At 74.8% G+C, this 19,402-nt stretch carries 19 protein-coding genes and 1 tRNA gene; 11 read left to right on the top strand and 9 right to left on the bottom strand.

Annotated elements, in window-relative coordinates; translation table 11 throughout:
- The first annotated feature begins 176 nt into the window (after nucleotides 1–176).
- Entirely contained in the window at nucleotides 177–1,208 is a 1,032-nt protein-coding gene (locus LY71_RS04155) for an LLM class flavin-dependent oxidoreductase (protein WP_170121209.1), read from the top strand.
- 47 nt (nucleotides 1,209–1,255) lie between these two features.
- Nucleotides 1,256–1,399: a hypothetical protein gene (locus LY71_RS23315; protein ID WP_170121208.1), complete on the top strand. Its 144-nt coding sequence runs from the start codon at nucleotides 1,256–1,258 to the stop codon at nucleotides 1,397–1,399.
- A gap of 12 nt (nucleotides 1,400–1,411) precedes the next feature.
- Here LY71_RS23315 and LY71_RS04150 read toward each other — a convergent pair whose 3' ends face one another.
- Complete coding sequence (locus LY71_RS04150) at nucleotides 1,412–3,181, bottom strand: CocE/NonD family hydrolase (RefSeq protein ID WP_106275693.1); 1,770 nt, start codon at nucleotides 3,179–3,181, stop codon at nucleotides 1,412–1,414.
- Nucleotides 3,182–3,225: 44 nt separating this feature from the next.
- Nucleotides 3,226–3,753 carry a TetR/AcrR family transcriptional regulator gene (locus LY71_RS04145; RefSeq protein ID WP_170121207.1) on the bottom strand — a complete coding sequence of 176 codons (528 nt, stop codon included), beginning with the start codon at nucleotides 3,751–3,753 and terminating at the stop codon, nucleotides 3,226–3,228.
- A 406-nt stretch (nucleotides 3,754–4,159) separates the two neighbouring features.
- On the opposite strand from LY71_RS04145, the gene LY71_RS04140 reads away from it, so the two are divergent.
- A complete protein-coding gene (locus LY71_RS04140; protein WP_211297131.1) occupies nucleotides 4,160–4,651 on the top strand; it encodes a site-specific integrase in 492 nt (163 codons plus the stop codon).
- A gap of 91 nt (nucleotides 4,652–4,742) precedes the next feature.
- Here the strand turns inward: LY71_RS04140 and LY71_RS04135 are convergent.
- Together LY71_RS04135 and LY71_RS04130 are read right to left on the bottom strand one after the other, a co-directional pair.
- Nucleotides 4,743–4,815: transfer RNA gene (locus tag LY71_RS04135), tRNA-Ala, on the bottom strand.
- 89 nt (nucleotides 4,816–4,904) lie between these two features.
- The gene (locus LY71_RS04130) at nucleotides 4,905–5,792 is read right to left on the bottom strand and encodes a M23 family metallopeptidase (RefSeq protein ID WP_245887651.1); all 888 of its coding nucleotides are present in this window, start codon (nucleotides 5,790–5,792) and stop codon (nucleotides 4,905–4,907) included.
- A 586-nt stretch (nucleotides 5,793–6,378) separates the two neighbouring features.
- Between LY71_RS04130 and LY71_RS04125 the strand changes: the two genes are divergently transcribed.
- From LY71_RS04125 to LY71_RS04110, 4 genes are read left to right on the top strand one after another with little or no spacing between them, the layout of a single operon-like run.
- On the top strand, nucleotides 6,379–7,962 hold the full coding sequence (locus LY71_RS04125; protein WP_106275690.1) for a mannitol dehydrogenase family protein: 1,584 nt from the start codon (nucleotides 6,379–6,381) through the stop codon (nucleotides 7,960–7,962).
- Nucleotides 7,959–8,732: an HAD family hydrolase gene (locus tag LY71_RS04120; RefSeq protein ID WP_106275689.1), complete on the top strand. Its 774-nt coding sequence runs from the start codon at nucleotides 7,959–7,961 to the stop codon at nucleotides 8,730–8,732. The genes LY71_RS04125 and LY71_RS04120 overlap by 4 nt, the downstream gene beginning before the upstream one ends.
- Nucleotides 8,729–9,859 carry a CDP-glycerol glycerophosphotransferase family protein gene (locus LY71_RS04115; RefSeq protein ID WP_106275688.1) on the top strand — a complete coding sequence of 377 codons (1,131 nt, stop codon included), beginning with the start codon at nucleotides 8,729–8,731 and terminating at the stop codon, nucleotides 9,857–9,859. The genes LY71_RS04120 and LY71_RS04115 overlap by 4 nt, the downstream gene beginning before the upstream one ends.
- The gene (locus LY71_RS04110) at nucleotides 9,846–10,658 is read left to right on the top strand and encodes a phosphocholine cytidylyltransferase family protein (RefSeq protein WP_245887650.1); all 813 of its coding nucleotides are present in this window, start codon (nucleotides 9,846–9,848) and stop codon (nucleotides 10,656–10,658) included. The genes LY71_RS04115 and LY71_RS04110 overlap by 14 nt, the downstream gene beginning before the upstream one ends.
- Here LY71_RS04110 and LY71_RS04105 read toward each other — a convergent pair whose 3' ends face one another.
- From LY71_RS04105 to LY71_RS04085, 5 genes are read right to left on the bottom strand one after another with little or no spacing between them, the layout of a single operon-like run.
- On the bottom strand, nucleotides 10,659–11,726 hold the full coding sequence (locus tag LY71_RS04105) for a hypothetical protein (protein ID WP_106275687.1): 1,068 nt from the start codon (nucleotides 11,724–11,726) through the stop codon (nucleotides 10,659–10,661).
- A 2-nt stretch (nucleotides 11,727–11,728) separates the two neighbouring features.
- Nucleotides 11,729–12,394 (bottom strand): SCO family protein, encoded by a 666-nt coding sequence (locus tag LY71_RS04100; RefSeq protein ID WP_106275686.1) that lies wholly within the window; start codon nucleotides 12,392–12,394, stop codon nucleotides 11,729–11,731.
- Nucleotides 12,391–13,140: a YcnI family protein gene (locus LY71_RS04095; RefSeq protein WP_106275685.1), complete on the bottom strand. Its 750-nt coding sequence runs from the start codon at nucleotides 13,138–13,140 to the stop codon at nucleotides 12,391–12,393. Before LY71_RS04095 ends, LY71_RS04100 begins: the two co-directional genes overlap by 4 nt.
- A gap of 13 nt (nucleotides 13,141–13,153) precedes the next feature.
- Nucleotides 13,154–14,962, bottom strand: coding sequence for a copper resistance CopC/CopD family protein (locus LY71_RS04090; protein WP_245887649.1), 1,809 nt, complete (start codon nucleotides 14,960–14,962; stop codon nucleotides 13,154–13,156).
- Complete coding sequence (locus tag LY71_RS04085) at nucleotides 14,959–15,606, bottom strand: zf-HC2 domain-containing protein (protein ID WP_106275684.1); 648 nt, start codon at nucleotides 15,604–15,606, stop codon at nucleotides 14,959–14,961. Before LY71_RS04085 ends, LY71_RS04090 begins: the two co-directional genes overlap by 4 nt.
- 68 nt (nucleotides 15,607–15,674) lie before the next feature.
- Between LY71_RS04085 and LY71_RS04080 the strand changes: the two genes are divergently transcribed.
- From LY71_RS04080 to LY71_RS04065, 4 genes are all read left to right on the top strand, one after another.
- Nucleotides 15,675–16,256 (top strand): sigma-70 family RNA polymerase sigma factor, encoded by a 582-nt coding sequence (locus tag LY71_RS04080; RefSeq protein ID WP_106275683.1) that lies wholly within the window; start codon nucleotides 15,675–15,677, stop codon nucleotides 16,254–16,256.
- An 82-nt stretch (nucleotides 16,257–16,338) separates the two neighbouring features.
- On the top strand, nucleotides 16,339–16,956 hold the full coding sequence (locus LY71_RS04075; RefSeq protein WP_106275682.1) for a DUF47 domain-containing protein: 618 nt from the start codon (nucleotides 16,339–16,341) through the stop codon (nucleotides 16,954–16,956).
- 6 nt (nucleotides 16,957–16,962) lie between these two features.
- On the top strand, nucleotides 16,963–17,964 hold the full coding sequence (locus LY71_RS04070) for an inorganic phosphate transporter (RefSeq protein WP_106275681.1): 1,002 nt from the start codon (nucleotides 16,963–16,965) through the stop codon (nucleotides 17,962–17,964).
- 282 nt (nucleotides 17,965–18,246) lie between these two features.
- Nucleotides 18,247–19,251, top strand: a complete 1,005-nt coding sequence (locus LY71_RS04065) for a sulfite exporter TauE/SafE family protein (RefSeq protein WP_106275680.1) — start codon at nucleotides 18,247–18,249, stop codon at nucleotides 19,249–19,251.
- Nucleotides 19,252–19,402 lie beyond the last annotated feature (151 nt).

Raw genomic sequence — 19,402 nt, 5'->3', positions numbered from 1 at the left:
CGGCGACCGCTACGTTGCCGCGCGTCGGCATCGACTGTGCCAGGTGGGGGTGTCGTGTCCATCCGCCGAGGAGGTGCCGCGACGAGGAGTGGGACGACCCTGTCCCCGACGGAACCGCGACCGGGACCGGAGCGCCCGTCCGCCACCGGAGCCGGTCACCGGGCCGGCGGCGCCTGATGAGCACTGAGTTCTGGCTGCACGGGTTCCCCGTCCCGCGCCGGGCCACCGCCCTGGCGGTGCAGGCGGAGGCCTGGGGTTTCGACGGTCTCTTGCTCGCCGACAGCGAGAACCTCGTGGGCGATCCGTACGTGGAGCTGGCCCTCGCCGCTCAGTCGACGCGGCGCTTGCGGCTCGGTCCCGCTGTCACCAACCCGGTGACCCGCCATCCGGCCGTCACCGCGTCGGCCCTCGCGACGCTGCAGATCGAGTCCGACGGGCGGGCCGTGGTCGTCCTCGGCCGGGGTGACTCGGCAGTCCGGCAGCTGGGCCTGCACCCGGCCACCACGGGGCAACTGGAACGGGGGCTCGACCAGCTGCAGGGCTTCATCGGCGGGCGCACCGTGGCCACCCGCGGTATCGCCGCCCGCATGGGGTGGGTCGAGCCCTTCCACGTGGATGAGGTCCCGGTGTCGGTGGCCGCGACGGGTCCCACGACCATCGCGATCGGAGCCCGCCGCTGTGGACGGGTCGACTTCACCGTGGGGGCCGATCCGCGGCGGGTGGCGTGGGCAATCGCCGAAGCTCGGCACGCCGTCGAGGACCGAGGAGCTCCGCTGTCGCTGGGGGCCTTCGTCAACGTCGCCGTCCACCCGGACACCGCGGTGGCGCGGGACCTAGTCCGCGGCAGCGCGGCGATCTTCGCGCACTTCGTCAGCGAAGGTCCGCACGACGTCGTCCCGGACGACGACCGTGCGGTGGTGGAGCGGGTGCGCGCGGCCTATGACGAGGAGGCACACGGGCTCACCACGGCAGACCAGGCGACACTGCTCCCCGACGCCTTCCTCGACCGCTTCACCGTCGTGGGCTCCCCCGAGCACTGCACCACCCGGCTCCGTGAGCTGATCGACCTGGGACTCGACCGGATCATCGTGGTCCCCGGCTCCCGGGACGCCGACCCGGACGTCCTGGCCGTCTCCAACGAGCTCTTCGCCGCCGAGGTGCTGCCAAGGCTCCGGACCGGGACGCCGGCCGATGCGGGACGGCCCTGAGACCCATCCGCAAACGGAGGCCAACGCACATCGGCACCGGCCAGCGCATGTCGGTGGCATGGGCCGCAGCCCGGATGTGGATCTCCCCCGGCGACCGGTGCGAGATCACCAGCCGGGTGCCCACGCCGGGTGGACCGGCCCTGCTCGGGCACGTCGACGAGGCCCGCCCGGGCATGGCCACGTGCCCGTGACCGGCCGCCGGATCAGGGCGCCGGGAGGGGCACCTCGGTGACCTCGATCCAGCTGTCACCGCCGAAGTGCACGGTGTTGCGGCAGGGGTAGGGCGGCACGGGCATGTCGAACTGCGCGTAGCCCTCGCGGGGGTCCATGCGGAGCAGGTCGATCCGGCTTGCGAGCTCGAGCCGCAGGGTGTCCCCGCGGCGCAGCAGCGTCGGCCCGGGCGTGAGGCTGAAGCGCAGGGCGACCGGCTCGTCCGGGACGAGGGGTTTGCGGCGGCCGGCGTCGATGGCGATCTCCAGTGGCGTGCTGCGTTCCTCCTCTTCGGTGCGGGACACGGGACGGATCGCGCCGAGGGAGAGCTGGTGACGTTCTCCCGCAGCGTCGAGCCGGGACAGTCGGGCCACGACGTAGGAGTCGATCTCGTTGCAGCTGTAGGTGAGTCGGGCGGTGACCGGACCGGCGAGCCGGGTGTCCTCCTCGACCGGCAGGTCGAAGGCGAGGACCTGGTTGGCCACGTCGTCCAGGCCGCCGAGCTGCGGCAACCCCAGGGGGACGGCGACCCAGGACCCGGAGCCCTCGGCCGTCGCCTCCCGGCTCAGCCGGTGGGTGACGGCATCTCCGTCCGGGGGCCCGAGGTGCAGACGCCGGACCTCCCCGTCGGCGGGCGGGAAGGTGGTGGCGGTGTCGAAGCGCTCGGCGCCCTCGACCCAGTAGCGCACATGCGGCTGCTCGGCGTAGCCGTTGTCGGTGCCCCGCAGGACGTGGTCGAAGAAGGCCAGCGCCTCACCCTGCCAGGAGTAGACCGGCAGGTCGTAGGCCGGCGGGGCGAGGACGAGCCACCGGGAGTCGGCAGGTGTCCCCGCGTTGGCGACCAGGTCGTAGCAGCCGAACTGGTGCAGGTTGAAGTAGCCGAGGTTCTGCACGACCGTGAAGGGCACCTCGACGTCGCCGAGCGTGGCCGTGGGGCCCTCGGGGATCGTCGCCTGCGCGCGCGTCTTCTCGTCGAACATCCAGGCCGCGTAGATGCGGCGCATGAACTCCACGGGTGTGGCGGTCTCGAAGGACGTGAACATCCCCGACACCCGGCGGTGCACCAGCTGCTCGAGCAGCGGGTGCAGCGGCCCGTTGGTGACCTGGCTGAGGAGCGCGCGACGGTCCGGCGACAGGCGCTGGTCGTAGTTCTCCTGGGTGTAATTCGCGCCCATCCAGACGGCGACGAAGAACCAGGCGGGCACGCCGGCGAAGTGGACCAGGTGGCGCCACAGGTCGGTCGAGACCTCGTTGCAGAACAGCGCCCTGAGCGCCGAAGGCTTGCGCGCGGCGACGCTGAGCTGGGACACGGCGTAGTAGGAGGTGCCGAAGAGCACCACCTCCCCGTTGCACCACGGCTGCTCGGCCGCCCAGGCGATGACCGCCTCGTGGTCGTCGACGTCCTGCGGATCAAAGAACATCACCTGCTCGCCGGTCGAGCGGCCCATCCCCCGGCGCTCGACGATGACGGGGCAGTAGCCGCGGTCGGTGAACACCGGCGGTGAGCCGATCTCGTTCGAGCCGGCCGGGATGCCCGCCGTGGCCTTCTCAGTGGCGTACCCCCCGAAGGAGACGACGGCCGGATAGCGGCCCGGTGTGCTCGGGGTGTAGACGTCGGCATGCAGCTCGGCACCGCCGGCGACCGGGACGCGCTGGTCGGCCAGCACCCGGTTCCCCAGTCCCTCCATCGCGACGGCGTGTGGTTCCCATCCGGCGTACTGCCGGCCGGCGGTCGAGCCCCTGAGGGGGATGTGCGTGCTCATGCCGGTGCCTCCCGTGGGTCAGTTCTCCGGTGGGTGGGGTGGGTTCAGGTGCAGTCCCGTTCGGTGCGCAGGCTGGTGAGCAGCTGGGTGAGGACCTGCTCAGCACGGTCGCGTACCGCCTCTGCGCCGGTGGCCAGGGCGAGGACGGCGATGCCGGTGGAGGTCGCCTGCAGCAGGGCGAGTGAGGCCTCGGTCGGCTCGGCGCCGAAGGAGGTGATCAGCGCGGCACCGAGTGGAGCGATCCCGGCGCCCAGCGCCGAAAAGGCACGGCGTACTCCCGGGTCGGCGTCGGCGCTCTGTGTGAGCGCCGTCAGGATCCGCGTCTGACGGGGGTCGACGAGCACGTCTACGAGGCCGGTGACCTTCATCGCCGGGTCCTCGGCCGACACCGCCTTGCGCAGGGCCTCGATCCGTCGGCGCACCGCCTCGTCGGCGACGGCGAGCAGAAGGTCGGCTCGCGTGGGGAAGTAGTACGTGAGATGGCTCTGTCGCAGCCCGGCACGCCGGGCGACCCGCGGCTGGGTGAAGCCGCTGAGCCCCTCCTCCTGGATGACGTCGAGCGCTGCCGCCACGATCGCCTCCCGCCTGGCTGCCACGTGGGCCTCCTGGTTGGTTGCCTAACCAATGTGGCGGAGCGCTTCTCTCTTGGCAAGAGCCGTAGCCGCAGCGCGGCACCTGCGCTCCACCGGGCACGGATGACCTGGAGAACGTTCAGCCACCGCGGCACCACGACGGGCACCGGGAGTCGTCTCGGCCGCCGTCCCGCGCTCTCCGTGTCGCCACCCAGCGCGGCAGGATCGCGCGCAACGTCGCCACCCTGGTGGATCCGCCCAGCGTGAAGCGACCGCAGACGGCGTTGCCGCTCGCCGCTACCGAGGCCCGGAGGGTGATCGCGGCCGCCCAAGCGCATCGCAACGCGGCTCGGTGGACCGCTGCGCTGGCGGTAGGACTGCGGCAGTCCGAAGCCCTCGGCCTGCGGTGGGCAGACGTCGACTTGGAAACGGCGCGCTGACCGTCCGGCGCGGCCTGCACCGCGTCGGCGGGCAGGGCTCGGTCTACGAGGAACCCAAGGCCGACCGCAGCCGCCGCACTCTGGCGCTACCGGATCCCCTCGTCGAGGCACTACGAGCCCACCGCGCCGCTCAACTCGAGGAGCGCAAGCTTGCGGGCCCGCTCTGGGAGGACCACGACCTGGTCTTCGCTCAGCCCAACGGTCGGCCGATCGAGCGCAAGTCGGACTGGCGCACTCGGAAGGCCCTCCTCCGCGAGGCCGACGTGCGCGAGGTGCGCCTGCACGACGGCCGGCACACCGCGGCGACCCTGCTGCTGGCCGAGGGGGTGCACCCCCGAGTCGTCATGGAGGTGCTCGGCCACGCACAGATGCGGACGACTACGGACACCTACCGCCACGTGATGCCGGCGCTGGGACGCGATGCGGCGGACCGGATGGGACGAGCGCTGTGGGACTGAGCCGATCCCGGGTCGGCACCAGTGGCCACCACGCTGGCACCAGAGACGACTCAGGCCGCTCTCCCGAAGGAGAACGGCCTGGTCATCAGGGTGGAGCTGAGGGGACTCGAACCCCTGACCCCCACACTGCCAGTGTGGTGCGCTACCAGCTGCGCCACAGCCCCGTGCCCGGCCCGCCGGTCTCGCTCGGGCCGGGGAGAACTCTACCTCGCCGCCCGCCGGTCGCCGCGGCCGGGTCCCGGCGTGCCGCCCCTCAGAGCTCGACGCCGCGCTCGGCCAGCCACGGCACGGGGTCGATCCGCGTGCCGTTCATGCCGCCCTCGTGCACCTCGAAGTGCAGGTGCGGACCGGTCGACTGGCCGCGGTTGCCCAGCAGCGCGATGGTCTCGCCAGCCTCCACGTACTGGCCCGGCTCGACGAGGATCTCGTCCATGTGGCCGTAGACGGTGACGTCGCCGTTCTCGTGGAGGATGTAGACGGCCAGGCCGAACCCGCTGGCCGCACCGGCCCGGACGATGACGCCGTCGGCCACCGACACCTCCGGCGTGCGCATGGGCGCGGCGAGGTCGATGCCGTAGTGGAAGGTGCCCCACCGCCCGCCGTAGCCGCTGGTGAAGCGCGCTCCGGCCACCGGGAGCACGAACTTCGGCCGTGCCGCCTCCGCCGCGGCCTCGGCGGCGGCGGCCTCCGCAGCGGCCCGCTCGGCGCGGGAGGCCGCGACCTCCTGCAGCCGGGCCTGGGCCGCGGCCTCGGTGATGGAGGCCATCGGCATGACCTCCACCGCCTCGTCCCCGGTGGCCAGCTCCATCTGGGCGTCGAGCACGGAGGTCGGCTCGGCCACGGCGTCGGGGGTGCCGTGCAGGCCGAGGACGCCGGCACCGAGCGCGCCGGCCACCAGCGCCGCGAGCAGCAGGGACGGGCGGCGACGGGCGGCGGGACGCCCGGCGGCCCGGCGGGGGGTCACCGGGACCACCGCGAGGTCGGTGCCGAGGTCGGGAGCGGGGCCGAGCTCGGTGCCGAGGTCGATCCCGGGGGCGGTGCCGAGTTCGACGTCGGCCGGCGTGCCGGTGAGGACGTCGGCCACCAGGACGTCGGTGGGGCAGGCAGCGACCGCGTCCGCCGCGGCGCGCGGCGCGGGCACCGCCGGGAAGCCACCGACGCCGGTCGGGACGGCCGTGGCACGGGGGGCGGCGGGGGCCGGACGACCGGACTGCGGCGTCCGGGGGGCGGGGACCGCCCAGTGGGAGCCGCTGGGGGGACGGACGAGGACGTCCGCGGACCTCCGGTGGTTGCCCATGCACCTGCCCGTCTCGTGGGAAGCGGACTCCGCAGAGTCCCGATTCGGTCGCACGCATCCAAACACATCGTGATTGCTTCGTGACCATCTGTGCGGCGCGTCGCCGGGGACACGCCCGTGTGTCCTCGATCACGACGCGCCGCCCCCGTGTTTGCGGGGCCGGGTCGTAGGGCACGCTCGTCCTCCCGGCGTCGAACAGCGCGCGCCGGTCCGGTGTGCGCCGGACGCGGGCACCCGTCCGCTCCCCCAGGACGCCACCGACCGGCCGTGGACCGCCCACCGCGGAACCCGGCGCTCCGCGCACACGAGACCGATGTGCGCACAGGAGCCCGCACGTGATCACATGATCATCCGGTGCGGCCCAGGACGCGCTCCCCCACGGGTGCAGCGCTCCGGCCACCCCGGCCCTGACAGGAAGGACCGATGCCTCATGGCAGAGCCCGAGCGCCCCGCACGGGGCCCCGCGGCAGCGGCGGTGGCCCCCGTCGTCTCCATCCGCCCGCTGACGACGGCGACGCTCGGGCAGCACGGCACCCGGCTGACGGTCCCCACGTACGACCGGTCGGCGCTGGTGCCGGCCGTCGTCCACCTGAGCGTCGGCGGCTTCTCGCGCGCCCACCAGCTCATCTACTTCGACGAGGTCGCCGAGCGGCGGATCTCCACCGGGTGGGGCGTGGTCGGCGTCGGCCTGCGGCACCGCCTCCTGCAGGAGGCCCTCGCGCCGCAGGACAACCTCTACACCGTCGTCGAGCGCAGCCCCGACGGCGAGCGCGCCCGCGTGGTCGGCGTGCTCACCGACTACCTGTTCGCCCCCGACGACCCCACCGCGGTGCTCGACCGGCTCGCCGACCCGCGCACCCGCCTGGTCACCATGACCATCACCGGCGCGGGCTACCTGCTCGACCCCTCCACCGGCGCCTTCACCCCCGACGACGACGTCCGGCACGACCTCGACCGCCCCGACGCGCCGCGCACCGTGTTCGGCTTCCTCGTCGAGGCGCTCGACCGCCGCCGGCGCGCCGGCACCCCGCCGTTCACCGTCGTCTCCTGCGACAACCTGCACCGCAACGGCGACGCGACCCGCGCCGCCGTCGTCGGGTTCGCGGCCGGGCGCGACGAGGTGCTCGCCCGCTGGATCGCCGACCGGGTCGCCTTCCCGAGCAGCATGGTCGACCGGATCACCCCGCAGACGACGCCCGAGGAGCGCGCGGCCGTAGCGGAGCGGCACGGCGTCGACGACCGCTGGCCGGTCGTCACCGAGCCGTTCTCCCAGTGGGTCATCGAGGACACCTTCTGCCACGGCCGGCCGCCACTGGACCGGGTGGGCGTGCGGTTCGTCCGCGACGTCACCGAGCACGAGCTGATGAAGACCCGGCTGCTCAACGCCACCCACTCCGCCCTGGGCTACCTGGGCACGCTGGCCGGCCACGAGCGCATCGACGAGCTCGTCGCCGACCCGGTGTTCGCCGGCTACGCCACCGTGCTCATGGACGACGAGGTCACCCCGCTCATCCCCTGCCCCGAGGGCATCGACCTCGACGAGTACAAGGCCACGCTGATGCAGCGCTTCGCCAACCCGGCGATCGCCGACCGGCTGTCCCGGCTGTGCCGCCGCGGCTCCACCAAGCTGCCCCACCACCTGCTGCCCTCGCTGCGCCAGGCGCTGGCCGAGGGGCGGCCGCACGCGCTGCTGACCCTCGCCGTGGCGGGCTGGGTGCGCTACCTGCAGCGGGCCGACGACCTCGGCCGGCCGCTGCCCGTCGAGGACGACCGCGGCCCGACGCTGCAGGCGCTCGCGCTGGCCGGCGGCACCGACCCGCGCCCGCTGCTCTCCGACACCTCCGTCTTCGGCGACCTCGGCACCGTCCCGGGCTTCGCCGACGAGCTCGAGGGCGTGCTGCGCCGGATGGCGCGCGACGGCCTCCGGGCGACCGTCGCGTCCGCCGTGGCCGCCACCGTGGCCGCGCGCCCCGCCGTCCCGCTGGCCCCCGCCCTGCCCCTGGACGCCCGGTGAGCGCGGCCGTCACCGGCGCGGCGGCACTCCCCCGCGACGTCGTCGCGGGCCTGACCGCGCTGCTCTGCGACGCCGACGGCAACCTCTTCCCCTCCGAGGAGCCCGCCTTCGTCGCCTCCGCCGAGGTCACCAACCGCTTGCTGGCCGAGCTCGGCGACGACCGGCGCTTCACGCCGGAGGAGCTGCGCCTGGCCACCACCGGCATGAACTTCCGGACGACGTCGCGGCGGCTGGCCGCCGAGGCCGGCCGCCCGGAGGTCGACGTCGAGCCGTGGGTGGCCGAGGAGAAGCGCGCGGTGACCGCGTACCTCGGCGAGCACCTGCGCCCGCACGGGCCCACCTCCGCCGCCCTGGCCGCGCTGGCGCCGCACCTGCGCCTGGCCGCGGTCAGCTCCAGCGCCCTGGCCCGCCTGGCGGCCTGCTTCACCGCCACCGGCCTGGACGAGCTGATCCCGCCGGCGGCCCGCTTCAGCGCCGAGGACTCGCTCCCGGCGCCGACCAGCAAGCCCGACCCGGCCGTGTACCTGCACGCCTGTGAGACCCTGGGCATCGCGCCGGCGGAGGGGCTCGCCGTCGAGGACTCCGTGCCCGGCGCCCTCTCGGCGGTGCGCGCCGGCTGCCCGACCGTGGGCAACCTGCTCTTCGTCCAGGAGGCGGAGCGCGCCGACCGCGCGGCCGCCCTGCGCGAGGCCGGCGTGCTGACCGTCGTCTCGTCCTGGCAGGAGCTCGCCGACCTGCTGCTGCCCGTCCTGACCGGAGGTGGTCGATGAGGATCGTCTACACCAGCTTCCGCGGCCTGTTCTCCGACAGCCCGCGCGCGATCTACGAGGCGCTCGTCGCCCGCGGCGACGACGTGCAGCACACCTGGCTGTCCTCCGCCGCGGCCGAGGGCGCGTTCCCGGCCGGCGTCGAGACGATCCACTTCGGCAGCCCGGAGAGCACCGCGGCGCTCGAGGCCGCCGACGTCGTCGTCTCCAACGACCACGTGCCGCTGGACTGGGAGAAGCGTCCCGACGCCCTCTACCTGCAGACCTGGCACGGCACGCCGCTCAAGCGCATCCACAACGACGTGCTGTGGGCGCCCGAGGGCCGGCTGGCCTACCTCGAACACGACATCGCCCGCTGGGACGCGATGCTCTCGCCCAACCCGTACAGCACCGGCCGGTTCCGGCAGGCCTTCGGCTTCCGCGGGCCGGTGCACGAGACCGGCTACCCCCGCAACGACCTGCTCTCCAGCCCGCAGCGGGACGAGGTGCGGGCACGGGTGCGCTCGGGGCTGGGCATCGACGAGGGCGCCCGGGTGGTCCTCTACACCCCCACCTGGCGCGACGACCTGGTCTTCGAGGGCAGCGGCGAGCGCGACTTCGAGTTCCCGGTGGACCTCGCCGACTTCACCGACCGGCTCGGCGGGGACCACGTGCTCCTGCTGCGGCTGCACAACATGGTCTCCGACCGGCTGGAGTCGATCGAGGGCCTGCCGGTGCGCGACGTCTCGTCCTACCCGGACATCCGCGACCTGTACCTGGCCGCCGACCTGCTGGTCACCGACTACTCCTCGACGATGTTCGACTTCGCGGTCACCGGGAAGCCGATCCTGCTCTTCCCCTACGACCTCGCCGACTACCGCGACCGGCTGCGCGGCTTCTACGTCGACCTCGAGGAGATCGCCCCCGGGCCGCTGCTGACGACCAGCGGCGAGCTGCTCGACGCGATCGCCGACCTCGACGGCGTCACCGCCGCGCACGCCGACCGCTACCGCGACTTCCGGGAGACCTACACCTCCCTGGAGGACGGGCACGCCACCGAGCGTGTCCTCGACCTGTTCTTCCCGCCCGGCGGATCCTCCGCCGACGCGGTCGCCACCACCCGAGGAGGGGACTCTCGTGCGCATCGCTGACCTCGTGTCGACCACCGGGCTGCAGACCCGGACAGCCGGCCGCAAGGCCGCTCGCCGACAGCCGCTCCCCGTGCAGGTCGTCGTCCTGGCCGCCGGCATGGGCACCCGCCTGGGCCGCCCGCTGCCCAAGCCGCTGACCCCGCTGCTCGACGGCCGCAGCATCCTGCACCGCCAGCTCGACACCCTGGCGGAGGTGCTCGGCCCCGACGTCGACGTCACCGCCGTGGTCGGCTTCCAGTGCGAGCTGCTCATGCAGGCCGCGCCCGACCTGCGCTTCGCCTACAACCCGCACTTCGCGCGGACCAACACCTCCAAGAGCCTGCTGCGCGGTCTGCGGACGACGCGCGCGGGCGGGGTGCTGTGGCTCAACGGCGACGTGGTCTTCGACGCCGCCGTGCTCGAGTCGGTGCTGCCCGCGCTGGCCGCCGACGAGAGCTTCGTCTGCGTGGACACCTCCACCGTCGCCGACGAGGAGGTCAAGTACACCCTCGACGCCGACGGCTACGTCGCCGGGCTGTCCAAGACGGTGACCGGCGGCCTCGGCGAGGCGGTGGGCATCAACTACGTCTCGTCGGAGGACAAGGCCGTCCTCGTCGAGCACCTCGAGGCCTGCGGCGACCAGGACTACTTCGAGCGCGGCATGGAGACGGCGATCGCCGACGCCGGCCTGCGGTTCCGGCCGCTGGACATCTCCCGGTGGACCGCCGTCGAGGTCGACTTCGAGGCCGACCTCGACCGGGCCAACGCCCTGCTGGCCGGCGCCCCGCGCCTGCACACGGTGCCCAACGGCACCGACTGACTAGGAGACGGGCAGGGGCTCGGGGGTCGGCCGGGCGCGCTCGGGGTCGCGGAAGCGGCGCGCCGCGGCCAGCCCGCCGACGACCAGGCCCGCTCCCCCGGCCACCAGGACGCCGACGGCCAGGCGGGCCGCCGGGGCCGGCCCGCCGCTGAGCACGTGGGCGCTCCACAGCACGTCGACGTCGGGCAGGCCCTGCACCAGCAGCAGCCAGCCCAGGACGACCGCGAGCAGGCCGGCCACGACCCCCCGGCCGCGGCGGGCGGCGACGACGCCCGCCGCCGCGACCGCGGCCGCGGTCGCCGCCGGCAGCAGCGCCGACACCAGTGCCGCCGCGTGCGAGGAGACCGTGGCCGGCGGCTCGGGTGTGCTCGCGGCGTGCCACAGCGCCGCGGTCCCGCCGACGGCCAGCGCCACCGCCAGCGCCCGCGGCGTGCGCGCCAGCAGGCCGGTGGCGGCGACGGCGGCGAACAGCGCGAGGTGCAGCGTCCAGGTGAGCGCGGGCGCCGGCGGCGGGCTCCAGGTGAGCACGCCCCGCACGGTCACCGGCGTCGTCCCGTGGGCCATCGGCACGGTCCACTCGAAGACGGTGTGTCCCCGCGTCGGGTCGGCCGCGACCGCCGGCGGCAGCTGGCTCTCGCTCATCCAGTGGGTGCGGTGGTCGTGCCACACGTACTGCGGCTCGGTGGACACCTGCACCCACTCGGGCTCGGCCGCGGGGTCGGCACCGGCGGGGAGGGTGACCCGGCCGAAGCGGTCGAGGTTGATGTAGGTGGCCGGGCTGTGCTCGTTGCGCCAGACGCCGTCCGGGCCGATCCGCAGGTAGGGCTCGTCGGAGTAGCCGGGCACGGTCACCTCGGTGGCCGTGGTGTTGACCAGCTCGAGCTCGTCGCCGAACTGCAGCACCCGCACGCTGACGCCGGGCACGGCCGGCTGCACGGCGGTCACCCGGCCGTCGAAGTCGCTGCCGGCCGCTCCGCCGCCGACGTGCGCCGCGGCCGGCCCCGCGAGCGCCAGCCAGGCCAGCACCCCGAGGAGGACGACGAGCAGCCGCGCGGCCCCGGCGCCCACGGTCAGGCGGCGCCGGCGACCGCGTCCAGGTCGCCGGCGATGTCCCGCGCGGTGTTGCCCGCGTCGAACGCGACGTGCGCCTGGTCGTCGGCCCCGTAGAGCAGCAGCAGCGAGCTGTGCAGCCGCCCGGCGTCCTCGGCCAGCGGGACCCCGGCGGAGAGCTGGGCCTGGTCGATGACGTCCTGGGGCCCGGTCAGCCCGACGAACTGCGTGGGCAGGTCGGCGTCGAACCGGTCGAGGTACTCGGCGAGCACCTCGGGGGTGTCGGTGGCGGGGTCGGTGGTGACGAAGACCACCTGCACCTGCCCGGCCAGCGCCGGGTCGACGTCGCGCAGCGCGAGCGCGACGTCGGCCATCGTCGTCGGGCAGATGTCGGGGCAGTCGGTGTAGCCGAAGAACAGCAGCGTCGGCCGCCCCGCCGTCGCCGCGGCGAAGTCGTAGCTCGCCCCGGTCGTGTCGGTGAGGGTGAACGACGGCCGCTGGTAGGGATCGCGCAGGTCGATGCCGGCGTACTCGTCGCCGGGCCCCTCCAGGGAGGCGGCCGCCCCGCCGGAGTGGTCGTGCCCCTCGTCGGCCGCGGCGGTGTCCTCGCCGGAGCCGCAGGCGGACAGGACCAGTCCGGCGGAGAGGAGCAGCGCGGCGAGCCGGCCGCGCGCGGGAGCGGTCACGAGGACACGGTACGTCGGCCGGCGCGGTAGCCGAGGACGACGCCCGCGAGGCCCACGGCCAGGGCCAGCAGGGACAGGAACAGCGCCAGGCCGGCCGGCTCGTTGCTGGTCTCGCCGCCGTGTCCGTGCCCGTCGGCCGCGGCGGTGTCCGTGGCGGTGCCCGTCGCGGTGGCCGTGGCGCCGTCGGCCGCGGCGGTCAGCGACAGCACCGGGGCGGGGCTCTCCGGCTCGGCCTCGCCGTCGACGGTCGGCTCGATCCAGGCCGACTCCGTGCCGTCGCTGTAGGTCTGCACCACGGGGTAGCTCAGCCGGTCGGCGTCGGGGAAGGGGCCGCCCGAGAGCGCGAACTCCTGGAACTGGCCTGGCGCGATGCCGCCGCCGGCGTCGGCGCGGAACTCCACCACCGACACGTGGTCGGTGATCTCCTGCCCGTGCACGGTCACCGGCTCGTCGAGCGTCGCCGAGGTCGTCGACACCGTCCAGCCGGGCAGCGGCTGGGTCTGCACCGAGGCCATCGCGGCGTCCGGGGGGATCGAGATGCGCAGCGCGACGGTGCTGGCGGTGTCGCTCTCGTTGGGCACCCGGAAGACCAGCTTCCCGTAGCCGCCGGCGGCCGCGTCGGCCGACGAGACCGTCACGTGCGCCGACGCGCTGCTCGCGACCACGACGGACGCGACCAGGGCGGCGAGCACGGCGGCCAGGACGACGCCGGCGCGGGCCAGCGGTCGCAGGACGGTGAGGGACACGGTTCTCCTTCTCTCAGCGCACCGGGAAGTCGGTGCTGGCGGTGGTCGCGGTGAACTCGTCCAGGCGGACGCTGACCGCGAGGGTCCAGGTGCCGGCGCCCGGGATGCTCATCCCGTCGGCCACCCAGTGGCCGGGGCCGGCGGGCTCGAGGTCGACCTCGAGCGGGCCGATCTCCTGCTCGGCCTCGGTGAGCGTCACCCGCAGGTCCTCGGGCTGGGCGAGGCGGCCGGCGTCGTCGAAGAGGTACAGGTGCAGCGTGTTGGCGCCGGGCCGGGCGGGGTCGACCGAGAGCTGGACGCTGCCGGACTCCCCCGCCGCCGACTGCAGCGGGAGTGTGACGTCGACCGGCTCGGCCAGCGTCGCCCGCGCAGGCGGCGTGCCGACCAGCACCGCCGACAGCGCCAGGACGACGGCGGCGACGGCGGCCTCCACCAGCACCGAGCGGCGCAGCGGCGCGACGTCCTCCACCGCGCCGCGCGCCTGGACGGCCGCCCGCTCCCGGGCCGCGGCCACGGCGCTCCCGTCCTCGCTCCCGGGGCCGTCGCCCGGGGCGGTCGCGGCGAACGCGTGCGCGGTCACCCGGCGGCGTCCGCCGGGGCGCGGCCGGGCGACGCCGAGGTGCTGCTGCACCCACACGCGGGAGACCCCGGCGGCGGCCAGCAGGAGCAGCACCAGCGCGAGCTTGGCCAGCAGCAGCCAGCCGTACGTCGTCGACACCAGGGCCGCCGGCGAGCCGACCTCGCGCACCGACTGGACGACGCCGGTGACCACGAGCGCGGCCACCGCCCCCGAGGCGACCCGCGACCAGCGCGGCAGCGCGCCGGCCAGCTCGCCGGCGTCGGCGCCGGGCCGGACCAGGCCGGCCATCAGCGCGGCCAGCCCGCCCAGCCACAGGGCCATGGCCGCGACGTGCACGGCGGTGACGGCGGTGGCGAACACCGGCAGGGCCCCGGCGACCGGGTGGCCGACGGCGGCGGTGGTGAGCACGACCCCGCCGGCCACCACGGCCAGGCCGGCCGCCTCCTGCGGCTGCGGCGGCGCCGCCCGGTGCCACAGCGGCACGAGCAGGCCGGCCAGCAGCAGGGCCAGCAGCCCGCGGCCGAGCGTGGTCAGCCCGAACGAGGAGGAGCCGGTGGCGGCCAGCAGCGCCGGGTCGAGCACCGAGCCGAGCCCGGCGCCGTCGGCGTAGGGACCCTGGAGGAGGAAGGTGAGCACCGCGCCGGCGGCGACGGCACCCAGGCCGGCGGTGGTCAGCCGGCGCACGCGCGTCGAGGCCCACCCGGCCGGCCAGCACAGCGCCAGGAACGCCGGGACGCCCAGGCCGACGGCCAGCCCGGCGAACCCGAGGGTGCGCGCCGCCGGCAGCGCCACGGCCACCACCGGGTCGACGGCGGGGTCCCCGGCGACGGCGCCCGCGTCGGCCAGCTCGCCGTCGCCGACGACGAACGCGAAGGCGCCGCTGACCGGGTGCGAGTCGGCCGAGACGATCCGGTAGGTGACCACGTAGCTGGTGTCGGGCAGGTCGCCGCGCAGGGGCACGGTGACCGTGTCGCCGTCCACGCGGGGCGCCCCGGTGTCCACCCGCTCGCCGCCCGCGCCGAGCACGCGCGCGTAGCCCGCGCCCAGCGACACGCCCTCGGTGAACCGCAGGGTGACCTGGCCGGGCACCGCGTCGAGCCGCGCGCCCTCCCCCGGGTCGGTGGACACCAGCTCGGCGTGCGCGGCGGCGGGGCCCGCGGTCGCCACGCCGAGCGCCAACCAGCCGGCCAGCAGCACGAGCAGCAGCAGCGCGGGACGGCGCCGCACGGCGAGGGCGGTCACGCGACCACCCGCTCGCCGCCGAGCACCGCGGAGGTCCGGCGGCGGGGGCGCTGCCGCCAGGCGACGGCCGCGATGAGCAGCACCCCGGCCAGCAGCAGGAGGTGGGCGGCGGCGCGGTCGGCGTGCACGTGCCCGGCCTGCAGGTCGCGGACGGTGGTGACGGTGAGCAGCACGGTGAACGTGGCGAGGAACGGCAGCGCGCCGGCAGCCAGCCGCGGTGCGGCGGCGACGGCGAGGAAGGCGGCCGCGGCGGCGAGGTTCCAGGCGCCGGTCTCGTGCGCCACGTGCACCGGGGCGCTCATCGCCGCGGTGCCGGTGACCAGCGAGGGCAGCGCCAGCCCCGCCTGCGCGACGGCCGCGGCCAGCAGCGCCAGCCGCAGCGCCGTCCGGACCAGCCGGGCGCGCGCGGCGGCGGCCGCGCCCGGGAGCGAGCGCGGCAGGGCGGCCAGCACGGCAGCTGTGAGATCGGGCACCTCCGGCGCCGCCGCCAGCCGCGCCCGGCGGGTGACCTGCCCGGCGGCGGCCGCCCAGCCGGCGCAGTCGGGGCACGCGGCCAGGTGCCGGTCGAGGTCGGCGGCGGGGATGCCCAGCGGCTCGCCGTCGAGTCGCGCCGAGGCCGCTTCGCGGAACGGTGCACACTGCATACAGCAGTAGTCGTCGCGGAGGGCCGTCCGGTTCCCGACCGGATGGACTCGTGCGACGGAGGGGTGACGTGGACGAGCTGGAACGCGCCGCGGCGGCGGCCGTCGACGGCGACCCGCTGGCCGCCGCCACCCTCGTCCGGGCCACCCAGTCCGACGTGTGGCGGCTGTGCGCCGCGCTCGGCGACCGCCAGTCGGCCGACGACCTCACCCAGGAGACGTACGCGCGGGCGTTCGCCTCGCTGCACCGCTTCGCGGGCCGCTCCTCGCTGCGCACCTGGCTGCTGTCCATCGCCCGGCGGGTGTGCGCCGACGCCGTCCGGTCGCGCCGCCGGCGCCGGCTGACCCTGGTCCGGGACGACGCCGACCTGGAGGCCCTGGGCCGCGCCGACGGCGCCGACCGGGTGGGCGAGGGCGCCGCCGTCACCGACCTGCTCGCCCGGCTGGACCCCGAGCGCCGCGAGGCCTTCGCGCTCACCCAGCTGCTGGGGCTGTCCTACGCGGAGGCCGCCGAGGTGGCCGGCTGCCCGGTGGGGACCATCCGCTCCCGGGTGGCGCGCGCCCGCGCCGACCTCGTCGAGGCGCTCGGTGCGGCGGCGGGCGCGACGGGCACCGGAGCCCGCACGGGGAACCGGGAGCTGAACCACCGGTGAAGGGGTACCTACGCTGCTCGACGGACGCACGACCGCCCCGGCGGTGGGCGACCGCACCCAGCCAGCCGACCCGGAGCCTCGTGTGCCCTTCAGCCTGACCCCCAAGGACCAGAGCTTCTACCCGCTGTTCACCGCCTCGGCGGAGAACCTGGTGACCGCCACCGACGTCCTGAGCGAGTTCATCCACGACCACGCCCGGCGCGACGAGCTGGCGGCGCGGCTGCGGGAGCTCGAGCACGTCGGCGACCAGTCCACGCACGCGATCTTCCGGCAGCTGAACTCCAGCTTCGTGACGCCGTTCGACCGGGAGGACATCTACAACCTGGCCAGCGACCTCGACGACGTCATGGACTTCGTCGAGGCCGCGGCCGACCTGGTGGTCCTCACCGGCCTGGGCACCCTGCCGGCCGAGATGAGCCAGCAGACGGCCCTGCTGCAGCGCGCCGCGCAGACCACCGCCGAGGCGATGCCCCGGCTGCGCACCCTCAAGGACCTCTCCGAGTACTGGATCGAGGTCAACCGCATCGAGAACGAGGCCGACAAGCTCTACCGGCGGCTGCTCTCGCGTCTCTACAGCGGCGAGTTCGACGCACTGGAGATCCTCAAGCTCAAGGAGGTGGCCGACCAGCTCGAGGAGGCCGCCGACGCCTTCGAGCACGTGGCCAACGTGGTCGAGACGATCTCGGTCAAGGAGTCCTGACCCGGCATGGACGCGGCCTTCGTCGCGCTGGTCGTCATCGTCGCCGTCGCACTGGCCTTCGACTACACCAACGGCTTCCACGACGCCGCCAACGCCATCGCCGTCGCCGTCTCGACCAAGGCGCTCACGCCGCGCGTCGCCCTGGCCCTGGCGGCGGTGATGAACCTGGTCGGTGCGCTGCTGTCGACCGAGGTGGCCAAGACCGTCGGCGCCGGGATCATCGACCCGCCCGAGGGCGGCGGCGGCCTGGAGATCGTCTTCGCCGCGCTCATCGGGGCGATCACCTGGAACCTGATCACCTGGTACTTCGGGTTGCCCTCGTCGTCGTCGCACGCGCTGATCGGCGGACTGGTGGGCGCGGCGCTGGCGGCGGCCCACACCGTGCAGTGGGGCGGCGTCGTCGACAAGGTCGTCGTCCCGATGGTGCTCTCGCCGCTGGTCGGCTTCGCGCTGGGCTACCTGTTCATGCTGCTCATCCTCTGGACCTTCCGCTCGGCCAACGTCACCCGCGCCAACCGCGGCTTCCGCTACGCGCAGATCGCCAGCTCGGCGACCATGGCCCTCGGTCACGGGCTGCAGGACGCGCAGAAGACGATGGGCATCATCACGCTCGCGCTGTTCACCGCCGGCGAGATCGACACCTTCGAGGTGCCGCTGTGGGTGGTGCTCGCCGCGGCCCTGGCGATCAGCGCGGGCACCTACGCCGGCGGGTTCCGCATCATGCGCACACTGGGCCGGCGGATCATCCAGCTGACCCCGGCCGGCGGGTTCGCCGCCCAGACGGTCGCCTCCGGCGTCATGGTCACCACCGCCACGGTGTTCGCGGTCCCGGTCTCCACCACGCACATCACGACGACGTCGATCATGGGCGTCGGGTCCACCCGGCGGCTGTCGGCGGTGCGCTGGGGCGTGGCCGGCAACATCGTCGTCGCCTGGGTGGTGACCCTGCCGGCCGCGGGTGCCGTCGCCGCGCTGGCCTACCTGGTCACCCACCTCGTCGTCGGCTGAGCCGCGCCGGTGGGTGACCGGGGCCACTCCGGGCCCCGGTTCTGCCAATCCCGATCGATCTGGTAGACATAACCCCCGTGACGGCGGCGACGGTGCTCCTGGTGGGACGCATCCACGTCGACCTGCTGCGCGTCTGCACCGCCGCCTGTCCGGGCTGCTGAGCCACGCGCCGTCCGCGGCGCCCCCGGTCCCCCGCGCCTCGTCGGCGCGCCCAGCCCCCGTTCACCACCGCCGTGCGGCGCGCCGTCGCGCGCCCGGCGCCTCCTCCTCGGAGTCAGCCCCGTGAAGACCCTGATCGTGCTCGCCCTCGCGGGCCTCGGCGCTCAACTCGTCGACGGCAGCCTGGGCATGGCCTACGGCGTCACCTCGACGACGCTGCTGCTGGCCTTCGGCACCAACCCGGCCGCCGCCTCGGCGACCGTGCACTTCGCCGAGATCGGCACCAGCCTGATGTCGGGCCTGTCGCACTGGAAGTTCGGCAACGTCGACTGGAAGGTCGTCGCCAAGGTCGGCCTGCCCGGTGCCGTCGGCGCCTTCGCCGGCGCCCACGTGCTGTCCAGCCTCTCCACCGAGGTCGCCGCCCCGGTGATGTCGCTGATCCTGCTCGCGCTCGGCGTCTACCTGCTCGTCCGCTTCACCCTCCGCGGCATCGACCGGCGCAACATCGGCAAGCCGGTGCGCAAGCGGTTCCTCGGCCCGCTCGGCCTGGTGGCCGGCTTCGTCGACGCCACCGGTGGCGGCGGCTGGGGCCCGGTCGGCACGCCGGCGCTGCTGGCCAGCGGCCGGATGGAGCCGCGCAAGGTGATCGGCTCGATCGACACCTCCGAGTTCCTCGTGGCGCTGGCGGCGAGCCTGGGCTTCCTGCTCGCGCTCGGGTCGCAGGGCATCAACTGGCTGTGGGCCCTCGGCCTGCTGGCCGGTGGCCTGGTGGCCGCCCCGATCGCCGCCTGGCTGGTCCGGCACGTGCCGCCGCGGCTGCTCGGCTCGCTGGTCGGCGGGATGATCGTGCTGACCAACACCCGCACGCTCCTGCGCAGCGACTGGATCGACGCCTCCGACCCGGTGCGCTACGCCGTCTACGCGGTGATCTACGCGATCTGGGCCGCCGCCGTCGTCCACTCCTACCGCCAGTACCGCAAGGACCGGGCGCAGGAGTCCGCCGACGCCCTGGCCGCCGAGGCCGCCCGCCTGGCGGAGGAGCAGCGACTGCACGCTCCGGACGCCGCCGACGTCGCGGACTACGAGCGGAGCCTCCGGGCCGGCCGCCCGAGCGACCCGCGCGACTGACGCACGCGTCAGGGGCCCGTCCGGCGACCGCCGGGCGGGGCCCTCGTCGTCCCGGGGGGCCGGCGACGATCAGGTGACCTGGTCATAACGCGTCCTACCCGACCGTGGGACGTCAGGTAGGACGCTGCACGATCAGGTCACCTGATCATCG

The organism is Geodermatophilus tzadiensis, from assembly GCF_003002915.1.
Classification (GTDB): domain Bacteria; phylum Actinomycetota; class Actinomycetes; order Mycobacteriales; family Geodermatophilaceae; genus Geodermatophilus; species Geodermatophilus tzadiensis.
This window is presented reverse-complemented; position numbering and strand designations above follow the sequence as displayed.